Source organism: Paenibacillus maysiensis (assembly GCF_000520815.1).
In the GTDB taxonomy this organism is placed as follows: Bacteria; Bacillota; Bacilli; order Paenibacillales; family Paenibacillaceae; genus Paenibacillus; species Paenibacillus maysiensis.
Genome location: NZ_ASRY01000180.1, coordinates 1 through 17545 on the forward strand (window position 1 = coordinate 1; position 17545 = coordinate 17545).

Consider the following 17545-nt stretch of genomic DNA (forward strand, 5'->3'; position numbering starts at 1 on the left):
CGTAGGTCGTGGCTGGCCCGGGGGCAAGCGACGCCGCCGGGATAGGGCGCTGCGCGGGAGTGACCGCCGCCGCACGTCGGGCGGTGAAGGTCACTCTATCAGGAGCTGACGCGCCCTGCGGAACGGTCTGCTGTTGCACAGGACGCCCTGTCTGTGCAACAGCTATAGAGCCGTGGCTGTCTCCCGCAGGTGAAGCCCGGCGATGTTCCTTGGCATGATGAATGGGTATACGAATACGAACCTGTGAATCTTTCATAAGCTGAAACCTCCATCAAAGGGCTAGAGTCCGGCTGGAAGCAACGATATGCTCCAGCAGATATTTTCAATCATATGAGGTCATCCACTTTGATAGAACCCTTTTAAGAGAACTGAAAGAATGAAAAAGACAGGCTGAAAGCATAAAAAAACCAAGTCCATAATAGACTTGGTTTCTCACTTGTTCGTAAATATTACAACATGTAGTAGCCGCATGAGGCTATATACGCTAAAGCTTAGGCCAGGGAAGGCTGAATCTTAAACAGATTCCCTGATGCCGGTTCTGGTATGACGCGCTCAGCACTGGAAGCATCCAGCTTGGGCTCTTCAACCGTTACTCTGTAAATATCCGCGCCTAACCCGGTCAGCTTCTCAGCCAGATGAACATAACCACGGTCGATGTGATGTACGCCGGAAACCTCCGTTGTACCTTCCGCAATCAGTCCAGTCAGAATCAAGGCAGCACCTGCACGCAGATCTGTTGAGGTCACTTTTGCACCTGTCAATTTAGCATTGCCGGTTACAATAGCGGAACGGCCTTCAACTTTAATCTCCGCATTCATCAGATGAAATTCATCCACATGCATAAAACGATTTTCAAATACGGTTTCCGTGATAATGCTGGTTCCTTCAGCAGCAAGTTGAAGTGCCATCATCTGAGACTGCATATCCGTAGGAAAACCAGGATAAGGCAATGTTTTAACATCAACGGCCTTTAACGGTTTATCCGAAATTACGCGAATTCCATTTTCATCCGGTTGAATGGTTACACCCATTTCTTCCATCTTGGAGATAACCGGTCCCAAATGGTCCGATATCGCGCCCTCTACATATACGTTCCCGCCTGTGATCGCAGCAGCAACCATGTAAGTACCTGCTTCTACCCGGTCGGGAATGACCGTATGCTTCACACCGTGCAGCTTTTCAACGCCTTCAATGCGAATAACGCCTGTACCTGCACCGCGCACCTTGGCACCCATACCGTTCAGGAAATTCGCAAGATCGACGATCTCAGGTTCCTTGGCAGCATTTTCAATGGTGGTAATGCCCTCCGCTAGAGTAGCGGCCATCATAATATTTTCGGTCGCACCTACGCTGGCTACATCCAAATAAACTTTGGCTCCGCGCAGACGTCCGTTACTTTTAGCTTCAATAAATCCCTGGCCCAGACTAATCTCGGCGCCCAATGCTTCAAAACCCTTCAAATGCTGATCAATCGGTCGCGTACCAATTGCACATCCGCCCGGAAGCGAAATTCTTGTGTGTCCCATACGTGTAAGCAACGGCCCCATAACCAAAAACGATGCGCGCATTTTCCTAACCCACTCGTAAGGGGCTTCACAGGAAATTATCTTCCGCGCGTCAACACGAATGACCTCGTCTTGGTATGTAACGCCTGCTCCTAAGGACTTCAGCACTTTGTTAATGGTCATCACATCATCTAGAGGAGGTGCATCAATGATAACACTTTCTCCTTCTTCTCCTAAAAGAGAAGCGGCGATGATCGGCAGAACTGAGTTTTTGGCTCCGCTGACTTTGACACTCCCGGTCAATCTGTTGCCACCGCGGACGATAAATTTGCTCATCTATGGTTCCCTCCGCGCGTCATTTCCCTTTTCCATCATGGAAAAAAGAACATATTCCGCTATTTTCATGCCTTGCTTTTTCATTACATAAAAAAACAAGAATTTACTAATACCCTAACTGCCATCATAACACTGATTAAATCAAGTATACAAGCGTTTTTTACACATGACGACTATTGTGTTTCTAGCCTGTCGGGCCAGCTATACACATATAGTTCATTTGTTTACCATTGTTGACAATATGGCACGATGTTATTCGACAATTCCCGCAGATACGCGGCCATAAAGTCATATAACCCGCCCTCTTCATGTTAAAACACATTCTAAAGCATCTGGCTCCATGAGATATAGCTTAACAGAAATCCGGACACCAGTTGTCCCAAAATAATGGCAAGAAACAAGTGCAGCAATCTGCCCTGTGGTCCCTTTGGATGCCTGATGAACAAATCCAGCTTTAAGCTCTGTAAGGCCCACCAAGCTAACGCTATACAAATGAGCGACACGATCATGGAGACCAGCGCGGTCATACTCGCCGATTGACTTAACTGTTCAGCCAATTGCTGCTTCCCGTTCATCCGTAATCCCTCCCACCTGCGTCACAGACTTCTTTATAATACTCGGCGAACGCCTAATATGCCAGTGCTAATTCTATTTTCAGGATAATTATTTCGACAAAATACGAACATTTTCTTCTGTTTCGTGAATTTAAAAGGTACTATGTACCTAGCTATTAAGCAAGAAATAGGACTGTATTTTTGGAAATCATATCTAAAAAAAGAGCTCGATCACAGTGATCGAAGGAAGGAAAAGGCTACCTCCTCTTCTTCTGCCGGAACACCATTTGGCAGAAATTATGAATCGGTCTCCCTGTCATTCCATCCGTATACCATGCCGAACCCTTTTACAATCCAGTTAAAACCCAATATTAATTTTTATTGGTTCTGATGCTTGTTGCATTCAGACGGTTAAGTGCCCGTTGCAGGGCTACCTCCGCCCGATGATGGTCTACTTTCTCCTGCTTGCTCTGGAGCCGCAGCTCTGCCCGCTCCCTTGCCGCACGGGCACGCTCCACATCAATATCCTCGGAACGCTCCGCACTTTCAGCCAAAATGACCACTTTATCCTTGCGGACTTCAACAAAGCCCCCATTGACTGCAATCACTTCTGTCTGACCGCCAGTTTTAATACGTACCGGCGCAATCTTCAAGGGAGTGACCAAGGGAAGGTGTCCGGGTAAAATCCCGAGATCTCCTTCCGAGCCGCGAACACTGATGCTGTTTACCTGTTCTGCAAAGACCAGGCGCTCCGGCGTCACAATCTCCAACAAATACGTGCTCACTTGAATCCCTCCTGAAAGCTGCCCGCAGACAGCTCACTTCGTAAGGCTCGGCTACTCTTCGCCTATATGCTTACAGCGTTTTGGCTTTTTCTACTGCTTCTTCGATGGCTCCTACAAAAAGGAAAGCCGCTTCTGGAAGATGATCATACTTGCCTTCCAGAATTTCTTTGAAGCTTCGTACAGTTTCTTTAACCGGCACATATTTACCTGGGAAGCCGTTGAACGCTTCGGCAACATGGAAAGGTTGGGACAAGAAACGCTGGATTTTGCGCGCACGGGCTACCAGCATTTTATCTTCTTCACTCAGCTCGTCCATACCCAGGATGGCAATGATATCCTGAAGTTCGTTATAACGGGCCAAAATTTGTTTTACACCTTGGGCTACATTGTAATGCTCTTCGCCCACAACTTCCGGAGACAAAATCCGGGAACTCGACGCGAGTGGATCAACCGCTGGGTAGATACCCATTTCGGAAATTTTACGCTCCAGGTTTGTCGTTGCATCCAAATGGGCAAACGTTGTAGCAGGAGCCGGGTCAGTGTAGTCATCCGCAGGTACATAGATCGCCTGAATGGAAGTAACAGAACCTTTTTTAGTAGAAGTAATCCGTTCTTGCAATTGACCCATCTCAGTTGCCAGCGTAGGCTGGTAACCTACTGCCGAAGGCATACGTCCCAAGAGGGCGGAAACCTCGGAACCGGCTTGGGTAAAGCGGAAGATGTTATCAATAAAGAGCAACACGTCACGGCCTTCCTGATCACGGAAATACTCCGCCATCGTCAGACCCGTAAGGGCAACACGCAAGCGTGCGCCTGGAGGCTCGTTCATTTGTCCGAACACCATCGCTGTTTTGTTGATAACGCCGGAATCTCTCATTTCATGGTACAAGTCATTTCCTTCACGTGTGCGTTCACCAACACCCGCAAATACAGAAATACCACCATGTTCCTGAGCGATATTGTTAATCAATTCCTGAATCGTTACCGTTTTACCTACACCCGCACCGCCAAACAGTCCGACTTTACCACCCTTGGCATAAGGAGCCAGCAGGTCGATAACTTTAATGCCGGTTTCGAGCATTTCTGCTTGAGTTGTCAATTCATCGAAGGCAGGAGCCTGACGGTGAATCGGATTTCTAGCTGTTTCACTCAAATCAGTACCATTATCAATTGGCGTTCCAAGTACGTTAAATACGCGTCCTAGAGTTGCTTCACCGACAGGTACCGAAATAGGTGCTCCCTGATCGATTGCTTCAACTCCACGAACCAGACCATCTGTGGAAGACATGGCAATACAACGCACACGGTTGTCACCAAGGTGTTTCGATGCTTCGAGCGTCAGGTCAACTTTGACTCCGTTCTCCAGCACAGTCCCAATATGAATGGCATTCAGAATTTCCGGAAGCTGTCCGCGTTCAAACTCAACGTCGACAACCGGACCCATGATGCTCACTACGCGTCCTTTGTTCATCTTTTGGTTTCCCTCCTACAAGCTTGCACAGCCGCAAATCCGAACTACACGATTTGTTTTGCGCCCGCAAATTATCATATTAGTATAGGACCAGCTATACAGCAGTCCGCAAAAAAAGCCCATTAAGACTGGGCACTTGCCCCTGCCACGATTTCCGTAATTTCCTGGGTAATAGCCGCTTGACGAGCACGGTTATAGGTCAGCGACAGCTCACCAATCAGCTTCGTAGCATTTTTAGTGGCAGAACCCATTGCTGTCATTTTTGCTCCCAGTTCACTCGCCTTACCGTTCAGCAAAGCACCATAGATGAGTGTTTCCGCGTATCGCGGCAACAGCACTTCCAGCACTCCTTCCGGTGACGGCTCATACTCATAGTTAATCGAGGATGCAGCAGCAGCAGCGGAATCCGGCGTCGCCATAGGCAACAGACGGTCAACGGTTGGAATCTGAGTCAATGCATTAACAAAGCGGTTATAGCATAGATACAGCTCATCAAATTCTTTGAGCTCAAAACCCTGCACAGCTTTGTTGGCAATCGTCTTGATATCTGCAAAAGCAGGTGTATCCGACAGATCTGTTACCGACTCGGCAATAGGAAACTCGCGGCGTCTGAAATAGTCCCGTCCTTTTCGTCCAATAATGAAAATTGTAAATTCATCCTGTGAACGGTGACGTTCCGCAATTGTCTGTGTAACCTGCCGCAAAATGTTGGCATTATAACCACCAGCCAGACCACGATCAGATGTAATGATGAGATATGCCGTCTTTTTGACCGGACGCGATTCCAGCATCGGGTGCTTAACGTTGTTTGATCCCGCAGCAATACTGGTCACAACTTCCCTAAGCTTTTCCGAATAAGGACGAGCCGCCTCAGCCTTCTCCTGAGCTTTTCTAAGCTTGGATGCAGCTACCATCTCCATCGCTTTCGTAATCTGCTTCGTACTCTGCACACTTTTGATCTGACGTTTAATCTCGCGCATACCTTTTGCCATGATTTCACCACCTTCAAGCTTTGGCAAAGCCAAAGCTACTTCGTAAGCATTCACTAGCTTTGACAAAGTCAAAGCTAACTTCGTAAACCGGTTCTGGATATCCGGCTGTCCATGATGAAGGACAGTCCAGCCGGACTAATCATAAAGGGCCTGTTATTGAGGATAAAACATGCCAAGGAAGCCACAGCCCGGAGGGCACGCTTCCTTAGGACACTTCTCGTCATAAACTGGCAAATTCCAATGGTTTAAACCGACGTGGCAAATGATTTTTTGAATTTCTCGATAGCTGCTTTGAGAGCCGCATCGTTATCAGGTACCAAGTCTTTTGTATCACGAATAGATTGAAGAATATCTTGATGATCAGACTCCATATAAGAAAGGAAGTCTTTCTCAAAACGTTTTACATCCGCTACAGGAATATCATCCAGGAAGCCTTTTACCGCAGTGTACAAGCTCACAACCTGTTGCTCTACAGCCAGCGGCTGGTTAACACCCTGTTTCAAAATCTCCATCATACGCGCACCGCGATCCAGACGGGCTTTGGTGGACTTGTCCAAATCGGAACCGAATTGGGAGAACGCTTGAAGCTCACGATATTGGGCGAGATCCAGACGCAGGGAACCTGCAACCTTTTTCATCGCTTTGATCTGAGCCGAACCACCTACACGCGATACAGAAATACCTACGTTAATGGCCGGACGTTGTCCTGCATAGAACAAGTCAGCTTCGAGGAAGATTTGTCCGTCTGTGATGGAAATAACGTTCGTTGGAATATAGGCAGATACGTCGGAAGCCTGTGTTTCGATGAATGGCAACGCAGTTAGCGATCCGCCGCCTAACTCGTCATTCAGCTTCGCTGCACGTTCCAGCAAGCGGGAATGCAGATAGAAAACGTCACCTGGGTATGCCTCACGGCCCGGTGGACGACGCAGCAACAGGGAAAGTTCCCGGTAAGCTGACGCTTGTTTGGTCAAGTCATCGTATACAACCAACACGTGCTCGCCTTTGTACATAAAGTACTCACCCATAGCGCAGCCAGAGTAAGGTGCGATATAGAGCAATGGTGATGGGTCGGAAGCTGCCGCTGTAACGACAATCGTATATTCCAAAGCACCATGACGACGCAAGGTTTCAACGACTTGAGCTACCGTAGATTGCTTTTGGCCGATGGCAACATAAATACATTTCATGCCGCTGCCTTTTTGATTCAAAATCGCGTCAATCGCAATAGAGGTTTTACCTGTTTGACGGTCACCGATGATCAGCTCGCGTTGGCCGCGACCAATCGGAACCATCGCATCAATGGCTTTGATACCCGTTTGCATAGGCTCATGTACCGATTTACGGGCCATAACGCCTGGAGCCTGACTTTCTACGGGACGGAATTCCGTCGTAGCAATCGGGCCTTTACCGTCTACTGGTTGTCCCAGCGGATTTACGACACGTCCGATCAATGCTTCCCCTACAGGAACCTGCATGATTTGACCTGTACGTTTCACTTGGCCGCCTTCACGGATATCGGAGAATTGACCGAGAATAACCACACCGACATTGCTTTCTTCCACGTTGAGCGCCAAGCCCAAAACGCCGTTTTCGAATTCAACCAATTCACCGGACATGACTTTTTCCAGTCCGTAGACGCGGGCAATACCGTCGCCGACTTCAACAACAGTGCCGACTTCAACAACCTCAATATCATTTTTATATTGTTCAATCTGACTTTTAATCAATGAACTGATTTCTTCAGGTTTGATACTCAAGTGTGTTCACCCCTATCTTCTATACTCGTCTGTTAAAGGATTTCTCAAGACGATCCAGCTTGCCGGCCAGACTACCGTCGTACAGTGTATCGCCGATAACCACCTTCAATCCGCCCAGCAGACTCGGGTCTACTATGTTTTCCACACGGATTGTTTTATGTTCACGGGCTCCGAATTGCTTGGCTACCGCTGTTTTTTCCTGCTCACTGAGCGCATAAGTGGAGTACACCTTTGCATGGGCAAGTCCCAGCTTGTACTCCTGAATATCGAGGTATCCAGCGAGAAGAGATTCGAACAAATCCGCTCTGCTGCGCTGGATCAACAGCTTAATCGTGTTGATCACCGGGGCAGACAGCTTGCCCTCAAAACTATTAGCCAGAACCTGAAGCTTGACCGCTTCCGTAATGTTAGGAGAGTTGATGAACTTACGGATTTCAGCATCCCCGGAGACAGCTTCTACAAAAGCACGAAGCTCTTGCTCGGTCTCCATAATGGTTTGCTCTTGCTCCGCCACTTCAAACAAAGCTTTTGCATACCGTTTGGCAACTACCGTATCCCGGCTCATGCTTTGCCTCCTACCTCTTTAAGGTACTGGTCAACAAGCTCTCCCTGGACTTGGTCTTCCTTGATTTCTTTTTGAATCAGCTTGGAAGCGATTTGTACCGAAGCCCGGCCCACTTCGCTGCGCAGCTCGGCAACTGCCTTATTGCGCTCGCTTGTGATCTCACGAACAGCTTCGTCTTTCAGGCGGACAGCTTCGTCCTTGGCCTGAACGATAATTTGCTCCGCTTGCTTGCTACCTGTTTGTTTTGACTGCTCAATAATGTCGTACGCTTCCTTACGTGCCTGCTGGAGAGCCTGCTTTTGCTCCTCGACATAAGCAGCAGCCTGTTCACGCGTCTGTGCCGCTTCATTCATTTGCTTCAAAACAAGCTCACGCCGCTTCTCCATAACGGAAAAGAGAGGGCCGAATGCATAACGCGTCAGTAACCAGTACAAGATCAAAAATGCAATTATAGTAAAAACGATACTTGTCCAATTTAAACTCAATTGAAGTCACTCCTTTCCGGTGAACGTCAGTCCTAGTTATCTCTTAAGCCAAGCAACAAAGAAGGCGCGGATGGCTGTGCCTTCCCCGCCAAACCTTGCAAGTTTCAAATAATTATGCCTTAGCGTAGAAAATGAATGCCAGGACGACACCGATAATAGGCAGGGCTTCAACCAGACCTACACCGATAAACATTACCGTTTGCAAAGTTGATTTAGCCTCAGGCTGACGAGCGATACCTTCAACTGTTTTACTTACGATCAGACCGTTACCAATACCTGCGCCAAGCGCACCCAAACCTACTGCGATAGCTGCTGCTATTAATGCCCAAGCTCCCATTTTAAAAATCCTCCTTAGAGATGTGTATTTGTGTTGTACATGTATTTGCAGTTAAGAGAGAAGCGCACTCCTGAACTTAACTAAAAACCGGAAACTGAAAATTACCTAATGCTCTTCTTCATGTGTATCGATTGCCTGTGAAATATACACAAACGTCAAAATGGTAAAGACGAACGCCTGAATACTGCCAACAAAGATACTAAATCCTTGCCAGACAACGAGTCCCAATACGGAAGCAATCCAGCCTCCAAAGCCAATTGCCGTCAATTTCAGCAGCACACTAATCAAAACCTCGCCGGCAAAAATATTACCGAATAGACGCATACCATGTGTCAAAAGTTTTGAGAACTGCTCAATCAGGTTAATTGGCAAAAAGAAAGGGAATGGCTGAATGTAATGCTTGAAGTATGCTTTGGTGTTACGGAAGATTCCCAGGAAATGAACCAGGACAAAGATCATCAAAGCCAGTCCAATGGATACCCCTGCATCTGCAGTAGGTGATTTCCACCAGCTGATGCCTACATGGGCAGCTTCGCCCGGGTGAGACGCCTGTGCTTGTTCTAATGCTTCCTTGACTGGAATGATTTCATGTCCAAATACTTGGGCACTCTGCGCATTATCGAATTCGGTCACAATCCCGAACGGTAAGCCCAGCATATTTCCGACGAAGATGAACATGATCAGCGTCATCCCCAAGGAGAGGAATGGCTTCCCTTTTTTCAAATCCATCGTGCTGGTAATCAGTCCTTGAACGAATTCTACGACCCATTCCATAAAGTTTTGCAGCTTGCTTGGATTGTCTACAGACAAATTGCGTGTTGCAGCAAAAGCCAGTCCAAATACAATCGCGCAAGTTACAAAAAGCATAATAATGACGGACAAGTCAATGTTAAACCCGCCCAATTCGATAATCGGTGATTCATGCAACATGTTTTCTCACCCCTTTCTCAGTTGAGCCATCATTTTTCCCGTAGCGCGAATATGATGCCTATAATTAAAAGAAGAAATTGTCCAGTCACCAGGCTTGCCATTACAGCGATCTCATGGAAATAGGCCGGGAATTCTAGCGCCAGCACTACTGCCAAAATAGAGGTCCCTAATCGAACGCCAAAGCCGATACCCACCCTTTTCTTCTTGCCTTCACCGGCGGCCGCACTCGCAACCTGTCGAATTTTGTAGGCCATATACAGCACATTAAGACAGCTTACTCCCGTTCCCAGAATGATTCCGTGAGCAATGTCACGATGTTGGGGCATGAAGGCGGAGACCAGGAAACACAGAGCCATAATACAAAGCGCTACGATCCATAACATTTTTTGCATTCGGGTCATCTCACTCATGGTTATCCCTCAATACCTTTCCGATCACAAGGGCAATACTCAATGCGCCTACAACCAAGCCTGCGAGAACGCTTACGCCAATCCAAATTCCGGAGCCACCAAGTTTGGCGTCAAGCCACTTTCCGGCATAAAAACCACCCAGTGTGCATACCGCCAAATCAATGCCGATAGCGCTCACCAGTCCAATTGCCTTGAAGGCATTTCCGGTGTTATTTCGGTTGTTGTTTTGCTTGGAAGGTTTGACCACTTTTCCATGTCACCCCTGCAATTCCAGTCCATTTTACTTAAATATAAGATGCTTTGTCAATTGAGATATTTTAGCGCCCTAAAGTATAAAATCAGTCGACAAAGCATCTTAAAATGCCGTATCCCTTGGTAACCGTACAGTTTAACTGTATGCTTGCCTTGTAAAGAATAATTATATCGGACGAACACCTTTTGTGAACATTGTGTGAAATTCTTCAGGACGTTCGGATTGAACACCATAATGGTGCAAAATCGCATTGACAATTCTTACTGATGCCTGTCCATCGCCGTAAGGATTCGCTGCCTGGCTCATAGACTCGTACAACGCGGAATCCGTCAAAAGTGCCTTGGTCCGATTGTACACGTTCTCTTCGCTCGTACCCACCAGTTCCAAGGTGCCCGCTTCAATTCCTTCCGGTCTTTCAGTCGTATCACGCAGCACCAGAACAGGTACTCCGAACGAAGGCGCTTCTTCCTGAAGACCACCGGAATCGGTAAGAATGAGATGAGTGTGCGGATAAAAATTGTGTAAATCCACCACATCCAGCGGATCAATCAGCTTAATACGCGGATGATTGCCCAAAATCTCAAATGCAGGCTCCTTCACAGCCGGACTTGGATGAACGGGATACACAATAGCAATATCCTCAAACTCGTCCGCGATCCGTTTGACCGCACTAAAAATTTGCCGATGTGGTTCCCCCTGGGACTCCCGACGGTGTGCCGTCATCAGAATCAGACGCTTGCCTTTAGCCCATTCCAGCACCGGATGCTCGTAATCCTGGCGAACTGTGTACTGAAATACGTCAGTCACTGTATTCCCTGTTACATATATTCGCGATTCAGGTTTATTTTCCTTCCGCAAATTCCCAGCCGATAAAGATGTAGGAGAAAAATGAAGATCAGACAGCACTCCTGTCAGTTGACGATTCATTTCCTCAGGATACGGAGAAAGCTTGTTCCACGTCCGCAAGCCCGCTTCCACATGCCCTACTTCGATCTGTTGCATAAAGGCCGCATAGCTGGCCAGGAAAGTCGTCAGCGTATCGCCGTGAACGAGTACAATATCCGGCTTTGCCTCACGTAATACAGGCTCTAAACCTTGAAGCACACGGATCGAAATTTCATTAAGCGTCTGACGATCTTTCATCACATCCAGATCATAGTCAGGGTGAATATTAAATACTTCCAGAACCTGATCGAGCATTTGGCGATGTTGAGCCGTTACGCATACTACAGACTCGATATGCTCGGGGTGACGTTGAAGCTCCAAAATAAGAGGAGCCATCTTAATCGCTTCCGGACGCACGCCAAAAATAGTCATCACTTTGATTTTGGACATTTTCTGTTGAACCCCTTTTCAAAATAAACGCCCGACTCCAAGATCGTTCTCCTATGAAAAACGACTTGTCCGTAACGCCCATATATTATGCCGAATGACCAGAGGCCATTTACTTGGTTCCGTACAAACGGTCTCCCGCGTCACCAAGACCAGGAATAATGTAGCCGTGATCATCCAGACGCTCGTCCAGTGCAGCAACATAAATGTCTACATCAGGATGCGCATCCTGAACAGCCTTGACTCCCTCGGGAGCGGCAATCAAATTCATCATTTTAATTTGGGTGCAGCCTCTCTTTTTCAACACATCAATAGCCGCGATCGCCGAGCCGCCTGTTGCCAGCATCGGATCAATCACGATCAATTCACGCTCAGTTACATCGGTAGGCAGCTTCGTATAGTATTCCACAGGCTGCAATGTCTCGGGATCACGGAACAGTCCCACATGCCCTACCTTTGCTGCCGGCAGCAGTTTAACGACGCCATCCAGCATACCCAGGCCTGCACGCAAGATTGGAATGAGGCCCAGCATACGACCGGAAATCACTTTACCTTCCGTCTCAGCAACTGGTGTCTGCACCGTAATGCTTTCCAGCGGGATATCCCGCGTAATTTCATAAGCCATCAATGTTGCTACTTCATCCACCAGCTCGCGGAAATCCTTGGTGTTGGTCCGCACATCGCGGATAAATGTAAGTTTGTGTTGGATCAAAGGGTGATCACAAACCACCAGTTTTGCCATGATATATTCCCTCCGGTATTATCGTCACGTTCTTTCGCACCAGAATATCGAACATCCTGTATGGAAAGGATCTATGTAACCTATTTGTACAAACCAAATAAGCACAGATGCAATGCGTGCCTGTAAATCCTGTTTATTATAACATTCCCTTGATTGATTTAACACCTGCCACCGCAACCTTTTGTCAAGAGGAAGATATGACAGGTAAAAAGCATACTTCGCCCACTTCAGGGGTGACTTTTGTCATACAAAAAGTGCATAAAAAAGGCTCTGACGGCACTTGACCGTCAAAGCCTTTGAACTTCGGACTACCCACCCAAGCTACAGGCGTTGTGTCCTGATACAGCTCAATCTTTTATCTAAACTTCAAATTGTCCCATGCCCCCTGAAATTGCCGGAGCATTTCCTCCTTCGTAATAACCCCTGCAATATAGGCCTGTATGCTGCTGCTGAGATCCTGATTCAGCCCCTTAGGGAAGCGTTGAAAGTTCCAGCTCCATATCTTGCCTTCCTTCACATGCCTGGATATCTCGGCACCCAGATCACCTGTCATCTCGTCACTGGAGGGGATGCTTCTAAAGGCGGGTACGAATTTGAACTCCTTGGTGATGTAATGCTTGCCCGTTTCCGAAGTGACCAGCCAGTTGAGAAAATCCTTTGCTTCCTGCTTCACAGGCGAATTTTTATTCACTACCCAATTGGATGCCACACCCACAGCGAGTCTGCCCCCTTCGGACGAATCATTATCAATGGGCGTGGGCAGGATGCCCAGATTCAGATCCGGGTTAATTCCATCCATTTGCGGCTGAGTCCAGTTCCCTTGGTGCATCATCGCAGCCTTGCCTGTCGCAAACAACGTCACCTGTGTATTGTAATCCGTCGTAAGCGGGTTACGGTTACCGTATTTCACGGTCAAGTCAAGCAGCTTCACCCACTGATCAAACACAGGGTTACCGGGGATGCGGGCCATTCCCTTGTTTAAATTCTCCACATATGTCTCAGGGTTCGGCTGTCTGGCAAACGGGATATTAATAAAATGGTTCCCCAGCACCCACCATTCCGCATACCCGTTAGCAAACGGTATAATCCCCGCAGCCTTCAGGCGTTTAGCCGCTTCTTCCAGCTCATTTATCGTCTGAGGAAGCTTGGTTATGCCCGCCTTTTTGAACAAATCCTTATTATAAACAAAACCAAAGCCCTCCAGATTCATAGGCTGCCCGTAAATCTTACCGTTAACGGTCATCGGCTTGCGGGCGAAATCATCCAAATCCTTGACCCATGGCTGATCCGACAGATCCTCCAAATACTCAAACCACGTATCGCGGTCCTGGTATCCCTCATTCGTGAAAATATCCGGCTGATCTCCCGATGCGAATTTGGCCTTCAACGAAGCTCCGTAATCCGTTCCGCCTCCGACAGACTGTATATCCAGCTTGATGCCCGGATGTGTTTTTTCATATTCTGCCTTCAGCTTGTTCAGCGGCTCCGAAATTTCTACCTTGAACTGATAGATGTGTATTGTCTTCGTCCCGCCCTGTTGGGCCTGCGTATTTCCACAACCCGAAAGCGTACACGCGAGCAGCACGATCAGAGAAAGGACAAGCAGCACTGTTTTGTTCATGGATTATCCCTCCCGTCAGCCTTTGACCGCACCGGCTGCAATGCCGGAAACGATGTATTTTTGCATCACCAGAAAAAACACAACAATGGGCGTAATCCCTAACACCAGCGCTGGCAGTGCCAAATCCCATTGCTTGGTATACTGGCCGAACAACATATAAGTGGCAATGGGAATCGTGCGTAGCTCAGGATCATTCAAAATAAGCGAAGGCAGCAGATAGTCATTCCAGATCCATAAAGTATTTAAAATAAGCACGGTTACAAACATGGGTAGCAGCAGCGGACAAACGATGCGAAAGAACACACCGTACCGTGAGGAACCGTCCACCCTTGCGGCCTGCTCGACCTCAATAGGCACCGATTTAATAAAGCCATGGAATAAAAAGACGGATAAAGGCGCGCCAAAGCCCAAATAGCACAATATCAGGCCCGATATGCTATTGTTCAAGCTGAGTACGTTGGACACCTCCATGAGAGGCAGCATGATGGATTGGAAGGGAACCACCATGGCAGCCACGAGCAGACCGAACAGGAAGCGATTAAAACGTGTATCATGCCGAACCATCTGGTAAGCAGCCATCGAGCTGATTAGCAGCAGAAGTGCATTGCTGACAATTGTGACGATCAACGAATTCCCCAGTGCTGTAGGAAAATTTATTTTATTCCAGGCATTCGCGTAGTTCTCAAAATGGAAGGTCATCGGCCACGAGGCGGAATGAGCCAAAATGTCGCCAAAGGATTTAACGGAATTGACGAGCAAAAAATAGAACGGAACCAGAAAGATCAACCCGATCACAATGAGTAGGATTTCAGCAACCCATATGCCCAAACGGTAGTTTGATATTTTTCCCATTACATTTCGACCTCCTTTTTCTTCGTCAGACGCACCTGAATGCTGGTAATGATCGCAACGATGACAAAGAAAATAATGGCTTTGGCTGTACCCAATCCAAGGCGGTTATTTGTAAACGCTTCATTATATATGTCCAACGCAACAGACTCCGTCGACTTGAAGGGTCCACCCTTGGTCAGCGCCAAATTCAACTCAAATACCTTAAAGGACCAGGATATCGCCAGAAACAGGCAGACGGTTACGGCTGGCATAATCAACGGCACCACCACATGACGCAAAATCTGTCTGCGACTCGCACCGTCGATCTGGGCAGATTCTATAAGAGCATGAGGGACATTATTTAACGAGGATATGTAAATAACCATGAGATAGCCAGCATATTGCCATACAAATACAATGACGGTTCCCCAGAAAGCGGTTGGTCCGTCACCAAGCCACGGCAGATTGAAGAAGGACAGTCCTGTAGCCTCTCCCACCGCAGAAAAGCCGCGCACAAAGATAAACTGCCAGATGAAGCCCAGCAGCAAACCGCCGATCATATTAGGCATAAAAAATACAGTACGCAGCGCATTACGGGTACGCAACGGCTTTGTAAGAGCATACGCCAGAAAAAAGCCGATCAGGTTGGTCAGAATCACACCACATACGGTAAAACGGACCGTGAACCAGAACGCATTACGGAAGTCTGGATCATCCCTGAAAATGTGTACGTAATTCCCTAACCCGAGCCACTGAACATTTTCAGATACTCCATCCCAGTTCGTCATGGAATAATACAGACCCAGCAGGAATGGAATGACCATAATCAAGACGAAAAACAACGCCAACGGTCCTACAAATATGAGCTGCTGTAATAACTGCGCGGATTTTCTTTGACTCAATGCAATCACTCCTTTGTTGTAGATCATGAAGGAAAGCGCAACAAATCCTTACCGTAATCGCTTATTACCCAAAAATGTAAGTTTCGAGTCGTTAGAAATCAAAAAAAGACTGTTTCTCCTCCGACTTACGGAAGAAAAACAGCCTTATCAAACAAGTAAATAGATTAGTATTGAGTACCTGGGTAGATCGGGAATTTGTCTGTCAGTTCGCCAACAGCTTGACTGGCTTTAGACAATACCGTATCATCCTTCGGATTTTTGAGAGTTTCAGCAATGATTTTACCGATTTTGACCATAGCCTCTTCATCCATACCACGGGATGTTGCAGCAGGTGTACCAATGCGGATTCCGCTGGTAACAAATGGACTGGTCGGGTCGAAAGGAATTGCATTTTTGTTCACCGTGATGCCTACGGAATCCAGCACATGCTCCGCTTCTTTTCCAGTGATGTTTAAGTTACGCGTGTCCAGCAGCATCAGGTGATTATCCGTACCGCCGGATACAATGTTAATGCCTTCAGCCAGCAATGTCTCAGCCAGCACCTGGGCGTTGCGAACTACGTTTTGCGCATAGGTTTTGAAGGAAGGCTGGAGCGCTTCACCCAAGGCAACGGCTTTGGATGCGATCACATGCATCAACGGACCCCCTTGAGTACCTGGGAAAATCGCTTTATCAATTGCTTGTGCCCACGCTTTGCGAGTCAGAATCAGACCGCCACGCGGACCACGCAACGTTTTGTGTGTCGTTGTTGTAACAAATTGAGCATGTGGAACCGGGCTTGGGTGAATACCCGCTGCCACAAGACCCGCGATATGTGCCATATCGACCATGAACAGAGCACCCACATCGTTGGCAATGGAAGCGAAGGCTTCAAAATCAATGGTGCGCGGATACGCGCTCGCTCCGGCTACAATCAGACGGGGGCGATGCTTGAAGGCTGCCTTGCGTACTTCATCATAGTCGATGCGGAAGTTGTCTTCGCGTACGCCATAAGCGGCAAAGTTATACAGCAAGCCGGAGGCGTTAACCGGACTTCCGTGTGTCAGATGGCCACCGTGCGCTAGATTCATACCCAGTACGGTATCTCCAGGTTTAAGAGCTGCCAGATATACCGCCATGTTCGCTTGCGCTCCAGAGTGAGCCTGTACGTTAGCATGCTCTGCACCGAACAGTTCTTTGGCACGGTCGCGTGCAATGTCCTCGACGATATCTACATGCTCACAGCCACCGTAGTAGCGTTTGCCTGGATAACCTTCAGCATATTTATTTGTCAGTACAGAGCCCATTGCTTCCATTACCGCTTCGCTGACGATATTTTCGGATGCGATCAGCTCGATATTGTGGCGTTGTCGTTTCAGTTCAAGTCCCATTGCTTTCAGCACTGCCGGGTCACTTTTACGCAGATGTTCCATCATGATTGATTACTCCCTCTCCATGGTCAATTGTCAGGTATACAGGGCAAGCGCCTGCTCCTCTGTTGGGTACCTCATCATCAATGCAAAAAAGATCAGTACAAACATGCAGTCCAAGCCAAAATACAAATGCTAGTCGCAGCTTCCGCCGCCTTCTTGCTCCAGACTATACACCGCTCGTTGTCCGCCAATGAGTGGAGGACGAGTGAACGCCGCCGTCACACGCGCTTCGCCAATCCAGCGAAGGCCTGGACGAAACGGAACGGCAATCGGCCGCAAATGCATACCGATCAGCGTCTCACCAATGTCTACCCCCGCATGC

19 protein-coding genes and 1 pseudogene are annotated in these 17545 nt (G+C 47.9%); all 20 read right to left on the reverse strand.

Annotation, left to right across the window (positions count from 1 at the left end; all coding sequences use genetic code 11):
- Positions 1-256: pseudogene (locus tag L696_RS28570) on the reverse strand (stage II sporulation protein D); the annotation flags it as partial.
- 235 nt (positions 257-491) lie between these two features.
- Entirely contained in the window at positions 492-1841 is a 1350-nt protein-coding gene (gene murA / locus L696_RS0111595) for a UDP-N-acetylglucosamine 1-carboxyvinyltransferase (protein ID WP_025683769.1), read from the reverse strand.
- 323 nt (positions 1842-2164) lie between these two features.
- Complete coding sequence (locus L696_RS0111600; RefSeq protein WP_025683770.1) at positions 2165-2416, reverse strand: DUF1146 family protein; 252 nt, start codon at positions 2414-2416, stop codon at positions 2165-2167.
- A 350-nt stretch (positions 2417-2766) separates the two neighbouring features.
- Entirely contained in the window at positions 2767-3180 is a 414-nt protein-coding gene (locus L696_RS0111605) for a F0F1 ATP synthase subunit epsilon (protein ID WP_025683771.1), read from the reverse strand.
- Positions 3181-3250: 70 nt separating this feature from the next.
- Positions 3251-4651, reverse strand: a complete 1401-nt coding sequence (atpD, locus tag L696_RS0111610; protein WP_025683772.1) for a F0F1 ATP synthase subunit beta — start codon at positions 4649-4651, stop codon at positions 3251-3253.
- Positions 4652-4773: 122 nt separating this feature from the next.
- On the reverse strand, positions 4774-5643 hold the full coding sequence (gene atpG, locus L696_RS0111615) for an ATP synthase F1 subunit gamma (protein WP_025683773.1): 870 nt from the start codon (positions 5641-5643) through the stop codon (positions 4774-4776).
- A 245-nt stretch (positions 5644-5888) separates the two neighbouring features.
- Positions 5889-7403: a F0F1 ATP synthase subunit alpha gene (gene atpA, locus L696_RS0111625; RefSeq protein WP_025683774.1), complete on the reverse strand. Its 1515-nt coding sequence runs from the start codon at positions 7401-7403 to the stop codon at positions 5889-5891.
- A gap of 19 nt (positions 7404-7422) precedes the next feature.
- Positions 7423-7968, reverse strand: a complete 546-nt coding sequence (locus L696_RS0111630) for a F0F1 ATP synthase subunit delta (RefSeq protein ID WP_025683775.1) — start codon at positions 7966-7968, stop codon at positions 7423-7425.
- Positions 7965-8453: a F0F1 ATP synthase subunit B gene (gene atpF / locus L696_RS0111635; RefSeq protein ID WP_025683776.1), complete on the reverse strand. Its 489-nt coding sequence runs from the start codon at positions 8451-8453 to the stop codon at positions 7965-7967. Before atpF ends, L696_RS0111630 begins: the two co-directional genes overlap by 4 nt.
- Before the next feature lie 112 nt (positions 8454-8565).
- A complete protein-coding gene (gene atpE, locus L696_RS0111640; protein WP_025683777.1) occupies positions 8566-8790 on the reverse strand; it encodes a F0F1 ATP synthase subunit C in 225 nt (74 codons plus the stop codon).
- 105 nt (positions 8791-8895) lie between these two features.
- Positions 8896-9720: a F0F1 ATP synthase subunit A gene (gene atpB, locus L696_RS0111645; RefSeq protein ID WP_025683778.1), complete on the reverse strand. Its 825-nt coding sequence runs from the start codon at positions 9718-9720 to the stop codon at positions 8896-8898.
- A gap of 29 nt (positions 9721-9749) precedes the next feature.
- A complete protein-coding gene (locus L696_RS0111650; RefSeq protein ID WP_025683779.1) occupies positions 9750-10130 on the reverse strand; it encodes an ATP synthase subunit I in 381 nt (126 codons plus the stop codon).
- A complete protein-coding gene (locus tag L696_RS0111655) occupies positions 10123-10377 on the reverse strand; it encodes an AtpZ/AtpI family protein (RefSeq protein ID WP_025683780.1) in 255 nt (84 codons plus the stop codon). The genes L696_RS0111650 and L696_RS0111655 overlap by 8 nt, the downstream gene beginning before the upstream one ends.
- Positions 10378-10548: 171 nt before the next feature.
- Entirely contained in the window at positions 10549-11718 is a 1170-nt protein-coding gene (wecB, locus tag L696_RS0111660) for a non-hydrolyzing UDP-N-acetylglucosamine 2-epimerase (protein ID WP_025683781.1), read from the reverse strand.
- 109 nt (positions 11719-11827) lie between these two features.
- Entirely contained in the window at positions 11828-12457 is a 630-nt protein-coding gene (gene upp, locus L696_RS0111665) for a uracil phosphoribosyltransferase (protein WP_013312332.1), read from the reverse strand.
- Between the two features lie 355 nt (positions 12458-12812).
- Positions 12813-14078 carry an ABC transporter substrate-binding protein gene (locus L696_RS0111670; protein WP_025683782.1) on the reverse strand — a complete coding sequence of 422 codons (1266 nt, stop codon included), beginning with the start codon at positions 14076-14078 and terminating at the stop codon, positions 12813-12815.
- A 15-nt stretch (positions 14079-14093) separates the two neighbouring features.
- Positions 14094-14930 (reverse strand): carbohydrate ABC transporter permease, encoded by an 837-nt coding sequence (locus tag L696_RS0111675; protein ID WP_025683783.1) that lies wholly within the window; start codon positions 14928-14930, stop codon positions 14094-14096.
- The gene (locus L696_RS0111680) at positions 14930-15811 is read right to left on the reverse strand and encodes a carbohydrate ABC transporter permease (RefSeq protein ID WP_025683784.1); all 882 of its coding nucleotides are present in this window, start codon (positions 15809-15811) and stop codon (positions 14930-14932) included. Before L696_RS0111680 ends, L696_RS0111675 begins: the two co-directional genes overlap by 1 nt.
- Before the next feature lie 164 nt (positions 15812-15975).
- Complete coding sequence (locus tag L696_RS0111685; protein ID WP_025683785.1) at positions 15976-17226, reverse strand: serine hydroxymethyltransferase; 1251 nt, start codon at positions 17224-17226, stop codon at positions 15976-15978.
- A gap of 129 nt (positions 17227-17355) precedes the next feature.
- The coding region (locus tag L696_RS28575) for a DUF436 family protein (protein WP_155985377.1) at positions 17356-17545 on the reverse strand (190 nt) is incomplete at its 5' end.